At 63.1% G+C, this 19,276-nt stretch carries 14 protein-coding genes and 4 pseudogenes; 11 read left to right on the top strand and 7 right to left on the bottom strand.

The genetic code is table 11. From position 1 onward, the window contains the following. Positions 1-79: 79 nt before the first annotated feature. The 4 genes from BMX96_RS11435 to BMX96_RS11420 all read left to right on the top strand — a co-directional run bounded on the left by BMX96_RS11435 (position 80) and on the right by BMX96_RS11420 (position 4,250). Positions 80-1,630: an alkaline phosphatase gene (locus tag BMX96_RS11435; RefSeq protein WP_091845593.1), complete on the top strand. Its 1,551-nt coding sequence runs from the start codon at positions 80-82 to the stop codon at positions 1,628-1,630. 85 nt (positions 1,631-1,715) lie between these two features. Then, the gene (locus tag BMX96_RS11430; RefSeq protein WP_236737038.1) at positions 1,716-2,171 is read left to right on the top strand and encodes a hypothetical protein; all 456 of its coding nucleotides are present in this window, start codon (positions 1,716-1,718) and stop codon (positions 2,169-2,171) included. A 1-nt stretch (position 2,172) separates the two neighbouring features. Continuing rightward, entirely contained in the window at positions 2,173-2,850 is a 678-nt protein-coding gene (locus tag BMX96_RS11425) for an ATP-binding cassette domain-containing protein (protein ID WP_091845592.1), read from the top strand. Next, positions 2,847-4,250 (top strand): FtsX-like permease family protein, encoded by a 1,404-nt coding sequence (locus BMX96_RS11420; RefSeq protein WP_091845591.1) that lies wholly within the window; start codon positions 2,847-2,849, stop codon positions 4,248-4,250. Before BMX96_RS11425 ends, BMX96_RS11420 begins: the two co-directional genes overlap by 4 nt. Positions 4,251-4,908: 658 nt before the next feature. On the opposite strand, the gene BMX96_RS11415 is transcribed toward BMX96_RS11420, so the two are convergent. From BMX96_RS11415 to BMX96_RS11405, 3 genes are all read right to left on the bottom strand, one after another. Continuing rightward, positions 4,909-7,116: a TRAP transporter permease gene (locus BMX96_RS11415; RefSeq protein WP_091845590.1), complete on the bottom strand. Its 2,208-nt coding sequence runs from the start codon at positions 7,114-7,116 to the stop codon at positions 4,909-4,911. A 94-nt stretch (positions 7,117-7,210) separates the two neighbouring features. Continuing rightward, positions 7,211-8,179, bottom strand: a complete 969-nt coding sequence (locus BMX96_RS11410) for a TAXI family TRAP transporter solute-binding subunit (protein WP_091845589.1) — start codon at positions 8,177-8,179, stop codon at positions 7,211-7,213. Between the two features lie 126 nt (positions 8,180-8,305). Beyond that, the gene (locus tag BMX96_RS11405) at positions 8,306-9,220 is read right to left on the bottom strand and encodes a LysR family transcriptional regulator (protein ID WP_091845588.1); all 915 of its coding nucleotides are present in this window, start codon (positions 9,218-9,220) and stop codon (positions 8,306-8,308) included. A 187-nt stretch (positions 9,221-9,407) separates the two neighbouring features. On the opposite strand from BMX96_RS11405, the gene BMX96_RS11400 reads away from it, so the two are divergent. From BMX96_RS11400 to BMX96_RS11390, 3 genes and pseudogenes are all read left to right on the top strand, one after another. Beyond that, a complete protein-coding gene (locus tag BMX96_RS11400) occupies positions 9,408-10,481 on the top strand; it encodes a tartrate dehydrogenase (RefSeq protein WP_091845625.1) in 1,074 nt (357 codons plus the stop codon). A 7-nt stretch (positions 10,482-10,488) separates the two neighbouring features. Beyond that, positions 10,489-11,769, top strand: coding sequence for a glycerate kinase type-2 family protein (locus BMX96_RS11395; protein WP_330220640.1), 1,281 nt, complete (start codon positions 10,489-10,491; stop codon positions 11,767-11,769). A gap of 231 nt (positions 11,770-12,000) precedes the next feature. Next, a pseudogene (locus BMX96_RS11390) lies at positions 12,001-12,327 on the top strand (transposase); the annotation flags it as partial. Positions 12,328-12,355: 28 nt separating this feature from the next. Here BMX96_RS11390 and BMX96_RS11385 read toward each other — a convergent pair. Then, positions 12,356-13,608, bottom strand: a pseudogene (locus BMX96_RS11385) (IS3 family transposase). 50 nt (positions 13,609-13,658) lie between these two features. Next, a complete protein-coding gene (locus tag BMX96_RS11380; protein WP_091845587.1) occupies positions 13,659-14,036 on the bottom strand; it encodes a winged helix-turn-helix domain-containing protein in 378 nt (125 codons plus the stop codon). Positions 14,037-14,180: 144 nt separating this feature from the next. Between BMX96_RS11380 and BMX96_RS11375 the strand changes: the two genes are divergently transcribed. Together BMX96_RS11375 and BMX96_RS11370 are read left to right on the top strand one after the other, a co-directional pair. Continuing rightward, entirely contained in the window at positions 14,181-14,375 is a 195-nt protein-coding gene (locus tag BMX96_RS11375; RefSeq protein WP_091845586.1) for a hypothetical protein, read from the top strand. A gap of 372 nt (positions 14,376-14,747) precedes the next feature. Then, positions 14,748-15,611 (top strand): class I SAM-dependent methyltransferase, encoded by an 864-nt coding sequence (locus BMX96_RS11370; protein WP_091845585.1) that lies wholly within the window; start codon positions 14,748-14,750, stop codon positions 15,609-15,611. 200 nt (positions 15,612-15,811) lie between these two features. On the opposite strand, the pseudogene BMX96_RS11365 reads toward BMX96_RS11370, so the two are convergent. Beyond that, positions 15,812-16,222, bottom strand: a pseudogene (locus BMX96_RS11365) (integrase core domain-containing protein); the annotation flags it as partial. 108 nt (positions 16,223-16,330) lie between these two features. Next, positions 16,331-17,200, bottom strand: coding sequence for a hypothetical protein (locus tag BMX96_RS11360; protein WP_175481722.1), 870 nt, complete (start codon positions 17,198-17,200; stop codon positions 16,331-16,333). A 156-nt stretch (positions 17,201-17,356) separates the two neighbouring features. Here BMX96_RS11360 and BMX96_RS19290 point away from each other — a divergent pair, with 156 nt between their 5' ends. Next, entirely contained in the window at positions 17,357-17,554 is a 198-nt protein-coding gene (locus tag BMX96_RS19290) for a hypothetical protein (RefSeq protein WP_139210048.1), read from the top strand. 898 nt (positions 17,555-18,452) lie between these two features. Continuing rightward, positions 18,453-19,253 (top strand): annotated as a pseudogene (locus BMX96_RS11355) (IS3 family transposase); the annotation flags it as partial. Positions 19,254-19,276: the final 23 nt, after the last annotated feature.

The following is a 19,276-nucleotide window of genomic DNA, read 5'->3' as shown; positions in this document are numbered from 1 at the left end:
ACGCACCTGATACAAATCTGATGCGTGATCGTCACGGCAGCCCCCTAAGCGTGCCGCACGGAAACCAGAGGGGCCTCCAATGTCTTTGAAGCCATATCTTGCCGCGTCGGTCATGGCGCTTGTCGCCACCGGTGCAATTGCGCAGGATGACCTGCCGCAAGCGTCGTCGGAATGGTTCACCGCCGGTCAAGAGGCCATCCAGGCCATCATCGACCGCCAGATGAACACAAACCCAGCCACCAACATCATCCTGATGGTCGCCGACGGAAACGGCGTCGGCACGAACTACGCCACGCGCCTGTTCATCGGCCAGGAAGAAGGCGGCATGGGCGAGGATCACGTCTTGCCCTACGAGACGCCCGAATGGTCCTCGGCGCTGGTGAAGACCTACAACATCAACGCCCAGACCCCCGACTCGGCGCCGACCGCCGGCTCGATGAACACCGGCGTGAAGCAGCGCTTCAATCTCATCAACCTCGGCGAGGAAGCCCGCTACGACGACTGCTCGACTGTCGAGGGCAACGAGCTGACGACGCTGGCAGAGATCCTCGAGCCCATGGGCAAGTCGGTCGGCATCATCTCGACCGCGCGCCTGACTCATGCGACGCCCGCGGCCGTCTATGCCAAGACCGCCAGCCGCAACTGGGAAGACAGCGTGCCCGAGGGCTGCACGGCCCAAGCCGACATCGCGACGCAGCTGATCGACGCCATGGAATCCGGCCTGATCGACTTCGCCATGGGCGGCGGTCATCGCCACTTCATCCCCGAAAGCGAAGAGGGCGGCCGCCGCGCGGACGGCGTTAACCTGGTCGAGCGGGCCACCGGCCTCGGCGCTCAGTTTGCGACGAACACGGAAGAGTTCCAGGCGCTGACACTCGACGGCGAGACGCCGACCCTGGCGCTGTTCGAACCCAGCCACATGCAATACGAGCATGACCGCACCGACGAGCCGTCGCTCGCGGAAATGACTGCTGCGGCCATCGAGTATCTGTCGCAGAACGAGGAAGGCTATTTCCTCGAAGTCGAAGCGGGCCGTGTCGACCACGCCAGCCACGCGGGCAACCTCTTCCGCACGCTTACCGACGGGCGCGCTTTCGCCGAGGCCGTCGCCATGGCCGACGAGATGACCAATGACGAGGACACGCTCATCATCGTCACCGCGGACCACGAGCACTCGCTGGCCTTCAACGGGTATTGCGGGCGCGGCTCGAACATCCTCGGCCTGTGCTACGACATCGACAACAGCGGCGTCGCGCATTCGGACGAGTTGGTGCTGGGCGATGACGGCCTGCCCTATCCCATCGTCGGCTTCCTCAACGGCCCCGGTTCGATCCTGGTCCCCGAAGCCGAGGGCGAGGGCACCCAGCAGGTCGAGACCGAAGTGGGCGCCGCCGAAGGCACTGTTCCCACCTTCTCGGGCAGCCGCCCCGATGTCACCCAGGAAGAAGCGCTCGACCCCGACTACCTCCAGCAGGCGCTGATCCCGAAAAGCTCGGAAAGCCACTCGGGCGAGGATGTCGCGGTTTATGCAAAGGGCCCGTGGGCGCACCTGTTCGACGGCACAATCGAGCAGAACGTGATCTTCCACGTCATGCACCACGCTGCCGTGACCGCTGCGGCCGAGCAGTAAACGTCGCAAGCGAAATCAGGCGGGGCGGCCACCGGGCCGCCCTTGCCATTTGTTCCGGTAGGCCTGACGTCTGAAAGAGCTCACAATGATCGAGGGCAAGATGCATAGACGACACTTCCTGATGACCGCCGCGTCCGCGCCGGTCCTGTCCGCGCCGACGTTTCTGCGCGCCGCACCGGGTGATCCCGACGCGCCGATCAAGGTGCGGGATCTCTACACGCGGGAGCGCGGCTTCTCCGACCTCGCGACGACGCTCCAGGGCCAGCGGATCAGCGTCGAGGGCTACATGGCCCCGCCACTGAAGGCGCAATCGAGTTTCTTCGTGCTTACCGGCCGACCCATGGCGGTCTGCCCCTTCTGCGAATCCGAGGTCGAGTGGATCGAGGACATCCTGCCGGTCCAGACCAAGCGCATCGTTGACCCGGTCTACTACACCGTGGGCATCGAGACCCGCGGGGTCCTGAGCCTCGAGACTTTCACCGACCCCGAGACGGGGTTCGTCGGCAAGATGCGCCTGACCGATGCGAGCTTTTCGCGCTGACATGACGAAGGGTGCCGCGCTTTCCGTGCGTGACCTAGTCGTGATCGGCGATGGCGGGCGACCGATCCTCGACATTCCCGTGCTGGAGCTTGAACCTGGCACGACCCTTGGCATCTACGGCCCATCGGGCGCGGGAAAGACCACGCTTCTTTACGCCTTGGCCGGTCTTGCCGATCAGATGACGGGCCGCATCGCGTGGGACGAAACCGATCTCGTCGGGAAAAGCCGGGCCGATCGGGCTGCGTTTCGCGCGGCCCGGATCGGCATGATTTTCCAGGATCACCTTCTATTTGAGGAGCTCTCCGCGCTCGGCAACGCCGCCCTGCCTTCTCTCTACGCCCCGCGGTCCGCGCGGGCCGCGATCCGCGACCGGGCGGCGACCGAATTGGAACGGCTTGGCATCGACGCCGGAACGCGCCGCGTTGCGAGCTTCTCGGGCGGCGAACGCCAGCGCGTTGCCGTGGCCCGTGCCATGGCCGCCGACGCGCCCATCCTGCTAGCCGACGAGCCGACCGCCAGCCTGCATCGCGCGGCGGCGGATGCGCTGGCCGACGACCTGATCGGCGCTGCGCGATCGCGGGGCCGCACCCTCGTTTGCGTGACGCACGACGACACCCTGCTGGACCGGATGGATCGCAAGATGCGGATCTCAGACGGACGTATGGAGCTTGCGGGATGAGGGACTTCTGGGCAGGGCTTCCGATCTGGGGACAGGAGACACTGATCCTGATCGCCCTCTTGCTTCCCTTGGCGCTGATGGCGGCCACGCTGTTGCGTGGACTTGCGCCGTGGCCGCTGGCCCTCGGCATGATCCGACGTTTCGCCTGGATCAACGCCGTCTTCGTCGCGCTGATCGCCGTGTCGGTCGGCATGGGGATCGGCCTGATCGCCCAGGAACGGGGATTGCGCCAAGGCACGGCCGACGCTGCGTCGAAGTTCGACCTGGTGGTGAGCGCTCCAGGCAGCGAAATTTCCATGCTGCTGGCCGCCGTTTACCTGCGCCCGGCAGATGTGCCGCTGATCGATGGCGAGACCTTCAACGCCATAGCGGACGACGACCGCGTGCGCCTGGCCGCGCCCATCGCGTTCGGCGACAGTTTCGAGGGTGATCCCATCGTCGGCACCGTGGCCGAGTTGGTGACCCACCTCAGCGAAGGCGCCATCGAAGGACGCGTCTTTGCGACCGAGGAAGAGGCGGTGGTGGGCGCCCTCGTGGATGTGCCCGTGGGCGGCGAGATCGAACCGGCGCACGGTCGCGGAACGGCCGCCGAGGCCGGTCTTCACGGCGGTTTCCACTACGAGGTCGTGGGCCGCATGGCGCCCACTGGCAGCCCGTGGGATCGGGCCATACTCGTGCCGGTCGAAGGTGTCTGGGCCGTCCACGGCCTGGCCAACGGTCACCCGGTCGAAGAGGCTGACGGCCACGGAGATGACGCGGACCATGACGAAGACCACGGCGGGGACGACGAGCACGGCCACGACGAGGCATACGAACCGTCAGCTGGACAGCGGATCGGCCCGCCTTTCGAGGCCGCCCTCTTCCCTGGAACGCCCGCCGTGATCGTGGTGCCGGAGCAGCTGGCACAGGCCTACGCGCTACAATCGGCCTACACCCGCGACGCCGAGACGATGGCATTCCTGCCGGGCGCGGTTCTCAGCCAACTCTACGCGATCCTGGGCGACATCAGGCAGGCTATGTCGCTGATGAGCCTCGTTGCGCAGATCCTGGTCGCGGCCAGCGTGCTGACCGGCCTGGTCATGCTGCTGCGCCTGTTCGAGCGGCACATGGCGCTCCTTCGGGCGCTTGGGGCACCGACCCGGTTTCTCGTGGCGCTCGTCTGGTCCTACGGCGCAGGCCTTCTCGTGCTCGGTGGCGTGCTGGGTGCGGCCCTGGGCTGGGCGGTGGCCGGTGTTCTATCCGATGTCGTGGCGGCACGGACGGGCATCGCTATCCCGGTGAGCCTTGGTTGGGCCGAGATCCACCTGGTCGCCGGGTTCGTTACCGCGACGGCCTGCGTCGCCCTGCTCGCCGCGTGGGCCGTCATCCACAGCACGCGCGCCAGCCGGGTGCGGATGTAGGCTCAGGACCCATTGATTGCAGCAGAGGGGAGGCGCTTGACCTATGGCGGAACCATACTTCCTCTTCACCGCTCTCAGAGCCAGCAAAACGAGCCGATGTCGACAGGGCGATGCATAGAACTCTGCCCGGTGAAGCTCGCCGAGCGCCCACAGGCGTGTCTGAATCGTGTGAGGTCGAATTCGGCCACCGAGATACTCGACGTATTCAGCGATCTGGAGAGGATCCGCGGGGAGGTCCCAGGTCACCGACCAGCAATCCTGGTTACGTGATGTTCATGGCACGCGGGGAGTGATCCGGAACATATGCAAAGGCAACTTGAGAGGTCCAGCTTAGCGGACATTCAGACGACTTTTCGTGGTGAGCAATTTTTTAGAACACTTTGATCACAGTGGCAGCGGAAACCTTTTCCGATGAGGAGAGGACGCTATTGCTACCACCATCGTTCGCCCGCATGAAGGCACCTGCTCAAACACCGCGGCTCATTCAAAAGAGATCTCCAACCCTTCAAGAGGGTCGGAGGTAAGATCTTCGAGGCCATCTCTCCCCGGTTCCAAAGGCGAGCAAGATTGACTGCGGCCTCGCGGCTATGACTCGCGTTATTCTGGGTCGTCCATCAGATTCGGACCACTTAATGAGGCAAAGCCACTTGCCCAGACATCAGTCGGCGCCACGGGCGAAATCGGAGGCACCCATGCGTCCGCGCTGGATCAGGACCAGAACGACCGCGATGCCCACCCCAATCGCATCCGTGATCCAGCCGCCTGCGATCATGGTCAGTCCGCCCGCCCCGAGCGCTGCGCGGACTGCCGCGTTGGCGTGGCCGAAGAACCAGCCCTGCACCGCGCAAGACAACAGGTAGATACCGACCAACGCCGTTGCTGCGATGTGGGCGATGTCGAACCAGCCGCCGTTGAGCAGCATCGCGGGTGAATAGAAGAACATGTAGGGCACGACGAAGGCTGCAAGGCCGATCTTGAAGCTCTCTACGCTCGTGCGGATCGGGTCCGATCCGGCCAGCGCGGAGCCCGCATAGGCGGCCAGCGCCACGGGCGGCGTGATCGCCGACATCACCGCGAAGTAGAAGATGAAGAGATGCGCAGTCAGTGGTGCGACGCCGAGGTTGATGACGCCCGGCGCTATGACCGAGGCCGCCACGGCATAGGCCGCCGTTGTGGGCATCCCCATGCCGAGGATGATCGACACGACCATCGCGAAGAATAGCGCAAGGATCTGGCTCTGATCCGCAAGCGCCAGCAGGACCGTCGAGAACCGCGAGCCGATGCCTGTCAGGGCGATGACCCCCACGATGATGCCCGCTGTTGCACAGACCGCGACCAGCTGCAGCACCATGCGCGCTCCGTTATCGAGCGCTTGGATCAATTGCTTCGGACCCATGCGGTGCGGCGTGAGCCAGGACACCACCGCGGCGGTTATCATTGCCAGCGTGCCGCAGCGGATTACCGAATAGCCCGCAAACAGAGCGTAGATCAGCACCACGATGGGAAGGAACAGATAGATCTGCTTGGCCAGTTTCGCGAGCTTGGGAAGCTGATCGCGCGGCAGGCCCATCATGTTCGCCTTCTTCGCGGCCAGATCGACCATGAAGTAGACTGAGACGAAGTAGATCACCGCCGGAATGATCGCGGCATAGACGATATCCATGTAGGCGATGCCCGTGATCTCGGCCATGATGAAAGCGCCCGCGCCCATGATCGGCGGCATGATCTGCCCGCCGGTCGACGCTGCGGCCTCCACCGCGGCGGAGGTCTGGGGCCGGTAGCCCACCTTTTTCATCATCGGGATGGTCAGCGAACCGGTTGCCACGACATTGCCCGCCGAGGTGCCGTTGATCATGCCCATGAGACCGGAGGCGAAGATCGCCACCTTAGCCGGGCCGCCGCGGCGATGCCCGGCAGCGGCGAAGGCGAGATTCACGAAGTATTCCCCGACCCGCGTGGTCTGCAGAAAGGCCGCGAAGACGACGAACAGGATGATGTAGGTGGAGGAGATCGCAATCGGCGCGCCGAGCACACCGTTATCGGTGAAGATGTAGGAGAAGAAGCGCTTCACGTCATAGCCGCGATGCTCGAAAATCCCGGGTAGCCAAGGGCCCGCGAAGGCATAGGCCACGAAAACGCCCGCGATGATCACCAGCGCCATCCCGGCAAGGCGGCGGGTCAATTCGATGATCAGCAGGACACCGGTAATGGCCGACCACATATCGCCCGGCAGGGCCATGGGCATGCCCGCGCGCAGTTGAAGCTGGCGAGCGAAGAAGATCAGGTAGGCCGTAAAGGCGATGGCAGCCAAAGCCAGCACCACATCGCCTGGCGCGAATTGCATCCGCCCGCGATGGGGAAAGACCCAGCCATGCACGATGGCCACGCTCGTGCCGAGGGTCAGTGGGATGCCGAAGGTCGACATGGCCCAGGCAGGGGGCATCAAATCGCCCAGAAGCGTGCCGTTGATCCAGATCGCGACAACGCCGATCAGACCGTAAAGAACCCCTGCACCGGCGAGAACCAGCAGCGCTTTCGACATCAGCCCTTCGCGTTGGGTCGGGCCCGCATCCTCTCCGAACGGCTGCGAGCCGAACAGAAGGAAGCCGAGCAGCAGACCGCCGCCCACATGGGTCAGGCGATAGGCCCAGGTTTCCAGCGGGTAGACGTTCATCACCAGAAGGTGAAACACCGTGTAGGCCACACACATCGCCGCGATGACGAGGTTGCGGCTGCCGGTAAACAGCCTCTGGTTCGCGGCCACCGGGTCGTTGTCGACATTGGCGCGGGCCAACTCCTGCTCGATCGCGGACTTACCTTCGCTTTCGGCCGGCTTTGGGCTGTGCTTATGCTGCGCGTTGCTCATGGTCCGGATCGCTCGTGAATATGAAAAGAAGCGGGCGGCGACATGGGAATCGCCGCCCGCGCGCGTTCAGACTTTTGTCAAATGCGGCGCGGGATTACTCGACCAACGGCACGTCGAAGCCGTTTTCCTCGAACCAGCGGGCAGCGCCCGGGTGGAACGGGATGACGGTGTTCTTGGAGACATTCTCCGGCAGCGTCTCGCTTGCGGCAGCATGGTTGGTCATCATGCGATCATGGTTTTCCATCGCCAGCGCCGTGATCTCGTAGGCGAGGCTTTCCGGCATGTCCTCATGCGCGATGGCGAAGTTCCAAAGCGACACGGTCTGAAGATCCTCGGGCTGATCCTCGTAGGTATCCGCGGGGATGGTGAAATCTGCCATTGCGGGCACGATTTCCTTCATGGTTGAGAGCGTTTCGTCATCCATCGACAAGAAGCGCACGTCGTTCTCCACGGCGAGCTGCGAATAGGCGCCCGTCGGCAGACCCGCAGCATAGACGAACGCATCGATCAGACCGTCCTTGAGCTGACCGGCCGTGTCCGAGCCGCCCGCGTTGGAGATCGTCACATCGCCGTAACCTTCCGCGTTCTCGAAAAACCGCGTCCAGTAAGTGGCCGAGGTACCGCCCGCCGGGCCGACGCCCACGCGTTTGCCCTGCAGGTCCTGGAAGCTCTCAATATCCGACGATGCCAGCACCGCCGCCTGCAGAGGGGTCTGATACATAGGAAACAGCGCGCGCACGGCTTCGTGTGGCGTGCCCGGCATCAATGGGCTTTCACCGCGGCGCGCTTCGTCGGCGGGGCCGAGCGTGACGAAGCCGAGTTGGTGCTCACCGGTCTCGACCAGCGTGACGTTCTGCACTGGGCCGCCGGTGATCTCCACCCCGGCATTGACGCCCAGCTCTTCGCTGATCATCGCGCCGAAGCCGCTGCCGTATCCGAAATAGGTGCCGCCTTGGCTGCCTGTTCCTATGGTGATGCTGGCGGGCCAGTCCGCGTTGTCCTGCGCGGCTGCGGGCAGCGCGGCCACGCATGCGGCGGCTGCAATGAATGCGGTGAATTTCATCGGTTTCCTCCTCCGTTGTATTCCCCTCGAGTCGCATCCTGATGCGGGGCGCCCTCCGAGAAAGAGTGTGGGCGAAGCACACTCTCCAACTCAATTCATCACGAATTATATTCAGTTATGAAATAATCAGGCCGAGGCTTCGAGCACGCACAGATTGGCGTCTAAGGCCTGGAGGAAATCGTCGCGAAGCCAGTCTCGCGTGCCCCGCGCCCATGCGGCGGCAAGGATCAGTTTCGCCTGCGCGGTCGCATCCGTTGATGCCAAGGGAATGAAATTCACGCCCTTGACGCCAAGTCGCGACGTCCAGCGAGGCACGATGGCCAAACCGGTCCCCGCCGCCACCAGATTGACGATGGTCTGCTTCTCTTCTGCAATCTGCGCGACCCGTGCGGTCAGGCCCGCGCCGAGAAACAGCGACATGGTCAGATCGTGGGAATGCGGCCGCGACCGTCGGTCCGGCACGATCAGCGGCTCTTCGGCGAGGTCGGAAATCTCGATCGCCTCGCGGTCGGCCAGGGGGTGCGATTTCGGCAGGGCAACGACAGCCGTCTCATAAAAGAGAGTCTGGAAGACCAATCGCGGGTCCCGGATGTCGGGCGGACGGCACAACGCGATGTCGAGGCTGCCACTCAGAAGTTTCGGCAAGAGGTGAATGGTCTTCTGCTCGACGATCTGGATCTTCAGCTCCGGATGCGCGGCCTGCAGCGGCTGCAGGATCTGCGGGATCAACCCGGCCGCCGCGCTGTCGATCGCGCCGACCCTGAGGACATGTTCCCCGGCGCTACGCACCGCGCGGACCTTTTCCTCGAACGCCTCGGCCTGGGCGACGAGCGCGCGGGCATCCTCCAAGATCCGACTCCCCGCCTCCGTGAGTGCGACGGCGCGCGTGGTGCGAGTGAACAGCGACACGCCGAGGTGATCCTCGAGTTGCTTGATTTGCCGTCCAAGCGTCGCAGGCAGCATATCGAGCGACTGCGCCGCGCGTCCGAAATGCAGGGTATCCGCCGCCGCAAGCAGGCATTTCAATTGAGTGATATTCACATGCGCTCTCTGATCGGGTCAGTATTTCATTTAAGTATATAATCAACATGGAATTGAGAAGCGCAATCGCCTGCCTGTACGCTTCCGCGCAAACACCTGTTGACGAGGAGGAGACAGCATGACGATCCTGACAGAGGGCAAGCCCGCGACTTCGCAGTCCGGCCAATCACACGCGGCAGGTGATGCGGTGAAGACCTACAGGATCGCCTCGATTCCGGCCGACGGCATCGGCCCAGAGGTGATCGCCGCCGGATTGCAGGCGCTCGAGGCACTGGCCCGGCGCGACGGGAGCTTCACCTTCGACGTCACCGAATTCGACTGGGGCTCGGAGCGCTACAAGAAGACCGGCGCGCTGATGCCCGAGAACGGACGCGACGAGATCAAGGATTTCGACGCCATCTTCTTCGGTGCCGTGGGCGCGCCCGACGTGCCGGATCACGTCACGCTCTGGGGCTTGCGCCTCCCGATCTGCCAGGGCTTCGACCAATATGCGAATGTGCGCCCGACCAAGATCCTGCCGGGCATTACCTCGCCCCTCGCCGGTGTCCGCCCCGGTGATCTCGACTGGGTCATCGTGCGCGAGAATTCCGAGGGGGAATACTCCGGCAACGGCGGACGAACCCATCAGGGCATGCCCGAGGAAGTCGGCACGGAAGTGTCGATCTTCACGCGCACCGGCGTCACGCGGATCATGCGCTATGCGTTCGAACTGGCCCGGTCGCGGCCTCGGAAACTACTGACGGTGGTCACGAAGTCCAATGCCCAGCGTTTCGGTATGGTGATGTGGGACGAGATCGCGGCCGAGGTCTCCAAGGATTTCCCGGACGTGACCTGGGACAAGATGCTGGTCGATGCCATGACCGTGCGCATGGTCAAGGATCCGAAAAGCCTCGATACTATCGTCGCGACCAACCTGCATGCCGATATCCTCTCGGACCTCGCCGGCGCGCTGGCAGGCAGCCTTGGCGTGGCGCCGACGGGCAATATCGATCCCGAACGGCGCTACCCCTCTATGTTTGAGCCGATCCATGGCTCGGCCTTCGACATCACCGGCAAGGGCATCGCGAATCCGGTCGCCACATTCTGGACGGCGAGCCAGATGCTCGACCATCTGGGCGAAGCGAATGCTTCCGAACGCCTGATGCGCGCGGTGGAAAAAGTCTGCGCCGACGGGATCATGACCCCGGATGTAGGCGGCACGGCCACCACGCAGGAAGTCACCGACGCCGTCTGCGAAGCCATCCGCGGCGAGAATATCTGAGCGGTAGATGATGACCGACGATGATGCACAAGACCTGCTACGGCGGATGCTGGATGCTGCCATCGGCGCGGCGGATCCGGCGCGGGTCCTGGCGTCTTGCCTGCCCGAGAAGCCGCGCGGGCGCTGCATCGTCGTGGGCGGCGGAAAGTCGGCGGCCTCCATGGCCCGCGCGGTAGAGCAGGCCTGGCCCGATGTCGATCTGACGGGCATCGTCGTGACACGCTACGGGCACGCGGTCCCGACCGATCGGATCACGGTCCGAGAGGCCGCCCACCCGGTGCCCGATGCCGCGGCAGAGGCCGCGACCCTGGAGATCATGGAGGAAGCGGCCAAGGCGGGACCGGACGATCTGGTGCTCGCGTTGATCTCCGGAGGTGGCTCGTCATTGCTGTCCTTGCCCCGGCCACCGCTGACCCTCGACGACCTCATTGCGGTAAACCGGCTCCTCTTGGCCTCTGGGCTGTCGATCTCCGAGATGAACAAGGTGCGTCGCCGCCTCTCGCAGGTGAAAGGTGGCGGACTTGCGCGCGCGGCGGGAAAAGCGCGGCTCGTGACGCTGGCGATTTCAGACGTGCCCGGCGATGATCCCGAGGCCATCGCATCCGGGCCGACCGTGCCCGACCCGACGGCGCAGGCAGGCCTGTCCTATCTTGCCGACAAACTCGGCCCGTCGCTGCCGCAGGCTGCACAGGACATGCTGCGCACTCCTTCGCCGGATGGCGAACCGTTCGAGTCTGATTATCGCCTGATCGCAACGCCGCAGGCCTCTCTTGAGGCCGCGGCAGAGGTCGCGCGAGACGCAGGCGTGACGCCAGTTCTTCTGGGGGACTCATTAGAGGGAGAGGCGCGGGAACTGGGCATCGTCATGGCCGGGATCGCAAAGGCCGTCGCGCGCCACGGCACGCCCGTTGCTCCGCCTGCGGTTCTGATCTCTGGCGGAGAGACAACCGTGACAGTCGGCGATACGAAGCCCGGTCGCGGAGGGCGCAACACCGAATTCTTGCTGTCCCTCGCGCTCGCGCTGAATGGCCATCCAAGCATCGCCGCAGTTGCCGTTGACACGGACGGCATCGACGGGACCGAGGACGCAGCCGGTGCAATTACAGGTCCAAACTTTCCAAGGGCCGCGGCGCGTCAAGGCATCGATACGCGTCGCATGCTCGAGATGCATGACAGCTTTACGGTCTTCGACCAACTTGACTGCCTCGTTGTAACGGGGCCAACACTTACCAACGTAAACGACTTCCGAGCGATCGTGATACACGGGCCAAACAACAGTCGGCTTTGAGCGATCTGCAAAGCACAGTTACTCGGCTTCGGGCCGGGAGCGAAAGAGATCTCACCCAAGGTCGTATCTTGGCCGCCGCATTGCCGCATGGTTCGCTTCGCAACCCAAAACTGAACAATACTGCGCAGTGCACGGAGATCTGCCATGGTGATCGTGTCATATCTAGGCTCAGGACCCATTGATCTGAGCGGAAGGGCGTGATTCACCCCCGAAAAAAAACCGAGCGGTGACATGTCTGATCTCTTCTGGCTCAGCGATGCGCAGATGGCGCGTCTGGAGCCCAACTTCCCGAAATCCCATGGCAAGCCACGCGTCGATGATCGGCGCGTTCTGAGCGGGATTATCTTCGTCAATCGCAATGGCTTGCGCTGGCGAGATGCGCCGAAGGAATATGGCCCGCACAAGACGCTCTACAACCGTTGGAAACGCTGGAGCGACAAGGGTATCTTCGCTGCGATGATGGCCGGGCTGGCTGCCGCACACGGCGAAAAGAAGACCGTGATGATCGACCCCACCTATCTGAAGGCTCACAGAACGGCGTCCAGTCTGGGCGTCAAATGACCTGCCCCAATGAAGTGGTCCGGTTTCAGTCTAAGTGCATGACGGGTCTTGGCGCTACGGCCGGCGTGACCGGCGAAGCGGCTCCGGATGGCGGAGCGGGCCACCGCACGACCTCCGGCGCTGGCGGCCGGTAGCCGAGGGATGAGTGCGGGCGCTTGGTGTTGTAGTCCTTGCGCCAGCTCTCGATCACGATCTTCGCCTCGGCCAGGCTATAGAAGATCTCGCCGTTCAGGAGTTCATCCCTGGGCTTCGCGTTGAAGCTCTCGCAATAGCCGTTCTCTCAAGGTGATCCTGGCTCGATATGAGCCGTCCGAGCACCAACGGCCGCGATCCACTCTCTCACGCCTTGGCGACGAACTCAGGGCCGTTGTCGGACCTGATGTGGTCTGGAACGCCCCGCAGGATGAACTGGTCCGACAGAGCGTCGATCACATCAGTGGACCGTAGCCTGCGATCGATCCGGATCGCGAGGCACTCCCGCGTGAACTCGTCGATCAGGTTCAACATGCGGAACTTCCTTCCGTCGTGGGTCCGGCTCTCGACGAAATCGTAGGACCAGACATGGTTGGGCCGCTCTGGCCGAAGGCGGACACACGATCCGTCATTGAACCAGAGGCGACCTTTCTTTGGTTGCTTCTGCGGAACCTTCAGCCCCTCCCGCCGCCAGATCCTCTCGGCCCGCTTCACACACGACCCAGCCTGCGTCACGCAGCAGAGCCGTGATCCGCCGATGACCGTAACGGCCGTATTCAGATGCGAGCGCGACGATGTCCGCGGTGAGCGCCTCCTCGTCAGGGCGCCCGCACGGAACCTTCCGCTGGGTCGATCGATGTTGGCCGAGGACACGACAGGCAAGTCTTTCCGATATAATGAACTTCTGCCTGACATGGTCGACACAATGACGGCGACGGGCGGGGCTCAGAAGTTTCCCGAGGCAGCTTCTCGTAGTATCAGCTTCTCCAGCGTGAGGTCCGACACGGCTTTCCGGAGACGTTCGTTGTTCGGCATCTCTCTCGGACCGATGGCTTTCGATGCCTCACTCTCCAGCTCCTTCAGCCGCTTCACTTGGTTCGTCTTCAGGCCACCATACTCCTTGCGCCACCGATAATAAGTGAACTGCGTCACGCCGATCGACCGCACCGCCTCGGCCACCCACTGGCGTTGCGAGACCAACACATCGACCTGCCTCAGCTTCCCGACGATCTCCTCGGGCTTGTGCGCTTCGCCGGGGTATCGATCCACTGGATCGATCCCTGATCCGGCTTCGATCTGGGGCATTGCTTGATCCTCCATCTGGCTCGAAAGCCTACTTCAGGGAGGACCACTTTTCAGGGGGCAGGCCAGTAGCGGATGATCTGCCGGTGCGGGGTCGTTGCATAAGTCGGCGGATCTTTCTCCAGCCTTCGGATCTCGACAGCAAGCTGGATGCCATGGCGGCTAATCGTCCGGATGACCGCCTGTCGCCTGCCGTCATCGCCGACCGCCGATCGCGCCGCGCTGATGCGAGAAGCGATGGCCGCGTCCGAGACGATACGGCCGCGCCAAACCTCGGCAATCAGGTCGTCGTAGCTCACCAACCGCCCCTGCGCCCGCACTAGGCAGGCAAGCAGGTCAAAGACCTGCGGTTCGACATGCACCTCAGTGCCGCCACGCCAAAGAATGCGGCTGTCGATGTCGAGCATGCAATCGGCGAAAACCTGGTCCATCCCAGTATCCTGGGACGAAAAAGGCCCTTTCTCAAGAATTGCGACGGGCATCGAAAGCCTTCTGCAGATAATCCGAAGGTCATCCTCAAGCGCCGCCCGGCGAATGGGCACATCCTGATCGGGTATCAGCTAAGGAGAAACCAGATGGACAACATCCAAACCATCCGCTGCCGCCGCGACGGATCGATCGACACGGCTCACGACATCCGCAAAGGTCGAGCGCAGCGCAGCCAAGCCGCCCACGATCTGGGCAAAGTCGCCGCGCGATCGGCCCGCAAACCAATCATCTGTCTCGCGGCCATCGTCGCGTTGCTGCCCTTCATCGGCACACAGACATGAAACCGCGCATCCAGCTCGCGGCGCAGAGACCTGTGCCCGGCAGCCAGCGCAGTCCGCACAGCCCAACCGATGTGATTATCATGGCCCAGATCCTTCGTAGATCCGCCAGTCGGTTTGGGCCCGGCGCACTCCTGCGGGAAGTGATCGCCAAGGTGATCTGCGCCTGGCACGCTGCCGAAATCCGGCGGGAGATTGACGCCCTGCCGCGTGAACGGCTTACCGGTCTTGGGCCGACCCCGCCTTGCGGAGCCGAACGTTGCACCAGCGGAGAGCGCGGCCCCATATGGGCCACGAACTACTGAGATCTCGCCCACGGTTGTATCCTGGCCACCAAGGTGCCACATGGCTCGCTTCGCGAGCCCAAAGTGAACAATGCTGCGCCTTGCACGAAGATCTGCTACCGTGATCTCGTCATATGCAGGGGAAGGTTCGTTGGCGGTCGACCCATTTCAGAACGTAGACGCAGCAGGCGAAGAGTTCATCACGGCGTTTGCCGACTCGATGGATGAACGGCAATCCGACCCCAAAATGGAGAGCATCGTTGCAACGTATCTCTCCAAACTGAAGTTTCCGAAAGGCGGTGTCACCGTAGAGGTCGGGGCTGGAGCCGGTGCCGTTACCCGGCGGATCGCAGCCAAGGCTGAGCCTGAGCGCGTCATGGCTTTTGAACCATCGTCGGGCTTTGTCAGGGTTGCCAGAGACCGGGCAAGACAGCACCCGAACATCACCTTTGAGGTCGCCGATGGGACTGCCTTGCCGCTGGACGACAAATCAGTTTGCAACCTCGTTCTGCATACCGTCCTGACTCACGTCACGGACCCCGCTCTACTTCTTCAAGAGGCGCGGCGTGTTCTGAAGTCCGATGGTTACCTCGTGGTTTGCGATGCGGACTTTTCAAAAGCGAGCCTGAGCGGCGGCGCGAACGATCCACTCGACGCCTGCGCGCGCGCCTTCGTCAACGAGTTTGTAACCAACCCACATCTCGTCGCGAAACTGCGCTCCTTGATAATAGAAGCCGATTTCGAAGTGACCGATTTTGATGTCCAGAGCCGAACAATTGCGGACAATGACCAGATGTTGCCGTGGGTTGAGGAAACCGCAAAACGAATGCTTGAGCGCGGTGATATTGGCCAAGAGCTATTTTCAGGACTTGTCTCCGAATACAAGCGACGTGCAGCTTCTGGGATACTCTTTGGGTATCAGGTCTTTGCGACTGCCATCGCCAGGCCAAGATAGCGAGCCGTAACGCCCCCTTCATTTCGGGATTTCGGCCTTGAAGGCAGGTCGTTGGTGATCGGTGCGATCCCCAGCGACACGCCGCTGTGTCCCTCACTGCGGACCTTGGTCTGCTCGGCCATGCTGCAAGACTCCACGGACGTCCTGACCTGCTCCCCTTGGAGTCCGCGCTTATAGTGACCTGCTCCCCTGCGAGTCCGCTAGTTTAGGTTCGCTCTGTTCAGGTTTTGGTCCTCTACTGACCGTTGGTGATACTCCCACGGGGTGAGCCCGTCGAGGCTCGTGTGGGGCCGGTGATGGTTGTAGTCAACGCGCCAAGCCGAGATCAGCTCTCGGGCATGGCGCAGATTGGCGAACAGGTGCTCGTTGAGGCACTCGTCGCGAAGGCGCCCATTGAAGCTCTCGACGACGCCATTTTGCATGGGTTTTCCTGGCGCGATGTAGTGCCACTCGACCTTGCGATCCTCCTGCCATTTCAGGATGGCATTCGAGGTCAGCTCTGTGCCCCTTTCGGCAGATTTGCTATGCAAATCGCCTGCCGGGCAATGGTTGTCGCTGACCACCATGCAGGGATGGCCTCTGACCTCGACGATCCGATCCAATTCTCGGGCAGGTCCATAATCCGGTTGCACCTTCAGCGCCTGATCGAGATGGGCAATAGCGAGACCGGTTTCTTCCGCCCGGTGCGCCCAGATATGCGGGAGGGCGGACAGCAACACCTAGGCCGTCCGGTCAGCCCGGGGCTGACGATGGGCGCGCGCGATTTCAGCCGCGCGCAGCGACGGGGCAAGCTGGCCCGCGACGTGCATCGTGATCCGATCCTGCAAGTCGAAGAGATCGTCGAGCCGGTCGTCGAACTGCTCGGCCCACAGAGTGCGTCCCGTCGCAGCCTCGACGAGCTCGACCGACAGGCGGACACGGTCGCCCTGGCGCTGGATCGAGCCCTCGACCACGTAGTCGGCCCCGAGCCGCGTTCCGATCGCCGCGATGTCCAGAACTTCTCCGCGCAGGGCGAATGCGGATTGCCGGGCGATCACGTGGAAATCGCGGACGCGGCTCAGCGCCGACGTGATCTCCGAGACCACGCCGTCGGCGAACATGTCGGCCTCGCGCGCGCCAAATTCGTCGAAGGGGAGGATGGCGAGGCTCGGGCGATTGCGCCGCGCGGAGGCCGGGGCGTGACCTCCGGCGGTCGGCGCAGTGGCTTGGGACGTAGGCTCAAGCTGGCGCATTTCGCGTAACCAGTCCTCGAACCCCTCGGAGGCCAGGTCGAATCCGTCGAGGAACGGGCTGTGCTCATCGCGGACGACCTGCACGGTGCCTTCGTTCAACCAGACCGCCCGGCGGTCGGACAGAAGCGTGTTCTCGGGCAACGCGCGGCGCAAGACCGACAGCTCCTGGCGCAGGGAGGCGCGGGCTTGCTCGGCGGCGCGGTCGGTCCAGAGAAGGTCGGCGAGCCGCGCACGTTCCGCAAGCAGGCCCGGTTGGGCCGCGAGAAACGCGAGCAGCGCCTGCCCCCTGCGCGACAGGGTATCGGGGATGGCGGAGCCGCCCAGGCGGAACGCACCGGATAGATGGATTGTCAGCACCGTGGACACGTTCTCCGAGTGACTTCTTGTGGAGCATAGCACGGTTTTACGAAAATTTTACGATTGCGGACTCACGGATTTGCACGGGCGTGACGCCGCGTGAACGGGGCATCCGGCAGGATGGGAATACAGCACTGAAACCCGGAGAACGCCGCCATGACCGAGACCCTTTTCCATCCCGCCCGCACATCCCGCCGCCGCGGCATTCTCGCGGCCCTGCTCCTCGGCCTCGTGCGCTGGCAGGCCTCAAATGACGAGCGTGCGCGCCTCGCGAACCTGACCCCCGAGGCCCGCCGCGACATGGGCCTGCCACCGGCACCCGCACCGCAACCTGCGCGCCCGATTGAATGGTAGGAGGCCGCCATGATTGAATTCGTCCTGACCGCTTGCCTGCTTACAAACCCATCGGTTTGCGAAACAGGGACGCATCCGGTGCCACAGTATACGCTGATTCAGTGTATGACCGGGGCACAAATCCTTGCCACGGAATGGGAGGCGGAACATTCCGATTGGTCCGTGGCTCAGCACCGCTGTCGCGTTTCACACGAATAAGATTCTACGGATTGCTTCAGGATTTTTGCGAAACGATTTCTCCGAGCACAAGCCTGCCGAGAGGGGTGAGCCTGGCTGGCGCGTCATCGTCCACGCGCCGAAGCGTGCGGAGTGCCCTTACCGTAGGAATCCACCCGGAGAGAGACCCCGCCTTCTTTTACTGCGACGGCTCCGGCGACAAATCCTTGGGCAGAGGTCTACGCGGAAGGGAAAGGGACGGCCCAAGCCGGCCAGGCCCGACGAACTCCGCCGACGCGGCCGAGAAGAGACTGCGCATCGGTGTCATGAAGTCCTAGAGGTGTGCTGTCTCCTATGGCTGCTAGTAACCAACTGGGCGGTCGCCCCGGCTGCCCCCTTGGATAGGCGCTTCCTACCTTTAGTTGCCCAGCCACTAGCGTTTATTTCTCAATTGCAAAAGGTTACGCAATAATGCCGAGAAAGCTAACCGGATTAGGCATGCTCGGAGAGCCTCTCAGGTGGCCTATGAGCGGTCGTCTCGCTGCCTAAGGCGAGGTGGGCGGCGGGGGCGCAACGGCTGCCAGGAGCGCCTTCGCCTCGCTCAGCGCTACTCTGGGCTACCTAATCTGCGCTCAGCTTCGAAGTGAATGTAGTCTTCGGCCCCGCGTGCCTCGCATATTGCTCTGAGTGAAAAAGCCTCTGAAAACATTCAGAAAAAGTCATGAGGCGGCGCGTTTGATCGGGGCGGCGTCGAACTGCACAACGTCCTCAACGTCGCGATGTCTGTCGCGACTCGGATGCACAGCAAGTGAAGTCAAAGTGGTCTGGGCGCTACGGCTATCGCCGGATCGCAGCCATGCTGCGAGATGCTGGCTGGGCCGTGAACGTGAAGCGCGTCGAGCGGATCTGGCGACGGGAGGGGCTGAAGGTTCCCCAGAAGCAACCAAGGAAAGGCCGGCTCTGGCTGAATGACGGGTCGTGCATCCGTCTGCGGCCGGAGCGTCCGAACCACGTCTGGTCCTACGACTTCGTCGAGAGCCGGACGCATGATGGAAGGAAGTTCCGCATGCTCAATGTCATAGACGAGTTCACACGGGAGTGCCTGGCGATCCGGATCGACCGGAAGCTGAACTCGACCGACGTGATCGATGTCCTGACCGACCTGTTTATCCTTCGGGGAGTGCCCGGCCACGTCCGATCGGACAACGGGCCAGAGTTCATCGCCAAGGCAGTGCGGGGCTGGGTCGACGCAGTGGGTGCGAAGACGGCGTTCATTGAACCAGGCAGTCCCTGGGAGAACGGCTACTGCGAGAGCTTCAACTCGAAGCTCCGGGACGAGTTGATGAACGGCGAGATCTTCTACTCGCTGGCCGAGGCCCGCGTGATCATCGAGGCGTGGAGGGTTCACTACAATACCGTCAGGCCCCACTCCTCGCTGGGCCATCGGCCACCAGCTCTGGAGGCCGTTCACTGGCCGTCCCGCGAGGGCGGATCACCCCCGCCCGAGGCACCTACCTTGGCACCGAGACCCATCATGCACTAAGACTGAAACCGGACCACCCGATC

It is taken from the genome of Palleronia pelagia, from assembly GCF_900110115.1.
GTDB classification, from domain to species: domain Bacteria; phylum Pseudomonadota; class Alphaproteobacteria; order Rhodobacterales; family Rhodobacteraceae; genus Palleronia; species Palleronia pelagia.
The sequence above is the reverse complement of the archived record's forward strand: the minus strand, read 5'-3'. Positions and strand labels throughout refer to the sequence as shown.

What these genes read in the sequence shown, in the direction of transcription:
- BMX96_RS11435 (WP_091845593.1), top strand. Translation starts at nt 80, where the DNA reads ATGTCTTTGAAGCCATATCTTGCCGCGTCGGTCATGGCGCTTGTCGCC.
- BMX96_RS11430 (WP_236737038.1), top strand. Translation starts at nt 1,716, where the DNA reads ATGATCGAGGGCAAGATGCATAGACGACACTTCCTGATGACCGCCGCG.
- BMX96_RS11425 (WP_091845592.1), top strand. Translation starts at nt 2,173, where the DNA reads ATGACGAAGGGTGCCGCGCTTTCCGTGCGTGACCTAGTCGTGATCGGC.
- BMX96_RS11420 (WP_091845591.1), top strand. Translation starts at nt 2,847, where the DNA reads ATGAGGGACTTCTGGGCAGGGCTTCCGATCTGGGGACAGGAGACACTG.
- BMX96_RS11415 (WP_091845590.1), bottom strand. Translation starts at nt 7,116, where the DNA reads ATGAGCAACGCGCAGCATAAGCACAGCCCAAAGCCGGCCGAAAGCGAA.
- BMX96_RS11410 (WP_091845589.1), bottom strand. Translation starts at nt 8,179, where the DNA reads ATGAAATTCACCGCATTCATTGCAGCCGCCGCATGCGTGGCCGCGCTG.
- BMX96_RS11395 (WP_330220640.1), top strand. Translation starts at nt 10,489, where the DNA reads ATGATGACCGACGATGATGCACAAGACCTGCTACGGCGGATGCTGGAT.
- BMX96_RS11380 (WP_091845587.1), bottom strand. Translation starts at nt 14,036, where the DNA reads ATGGACCAGGTTTTCGCCGATTGCATGCTCGACATCGACAGCCGCATT.
- BMX96_RS11375 (WP_091845586.1), top strand. Translation starts at nt 14,181, where the DNA reads ATGGACAACATCCAAACCATCCGCTGCCGCCGCGACGGATCGATCGAC.
- BMX96_RS11370 (WP_091845585.1), top strand. Translation starts at nt 14,748, where the DNA reads ATGCTGCGCCTTGCACGAAGATCTGCTACCGTGATCTCGTCATATGCA.
- BMX96_RS19290 (WP_139210048.1), top strand. Translation starts at nt 17,357, where the DNA reads ATGACCGAGACCCTTTTCCATCCCGCCCGCACATCCCGCCGCCGCGGC.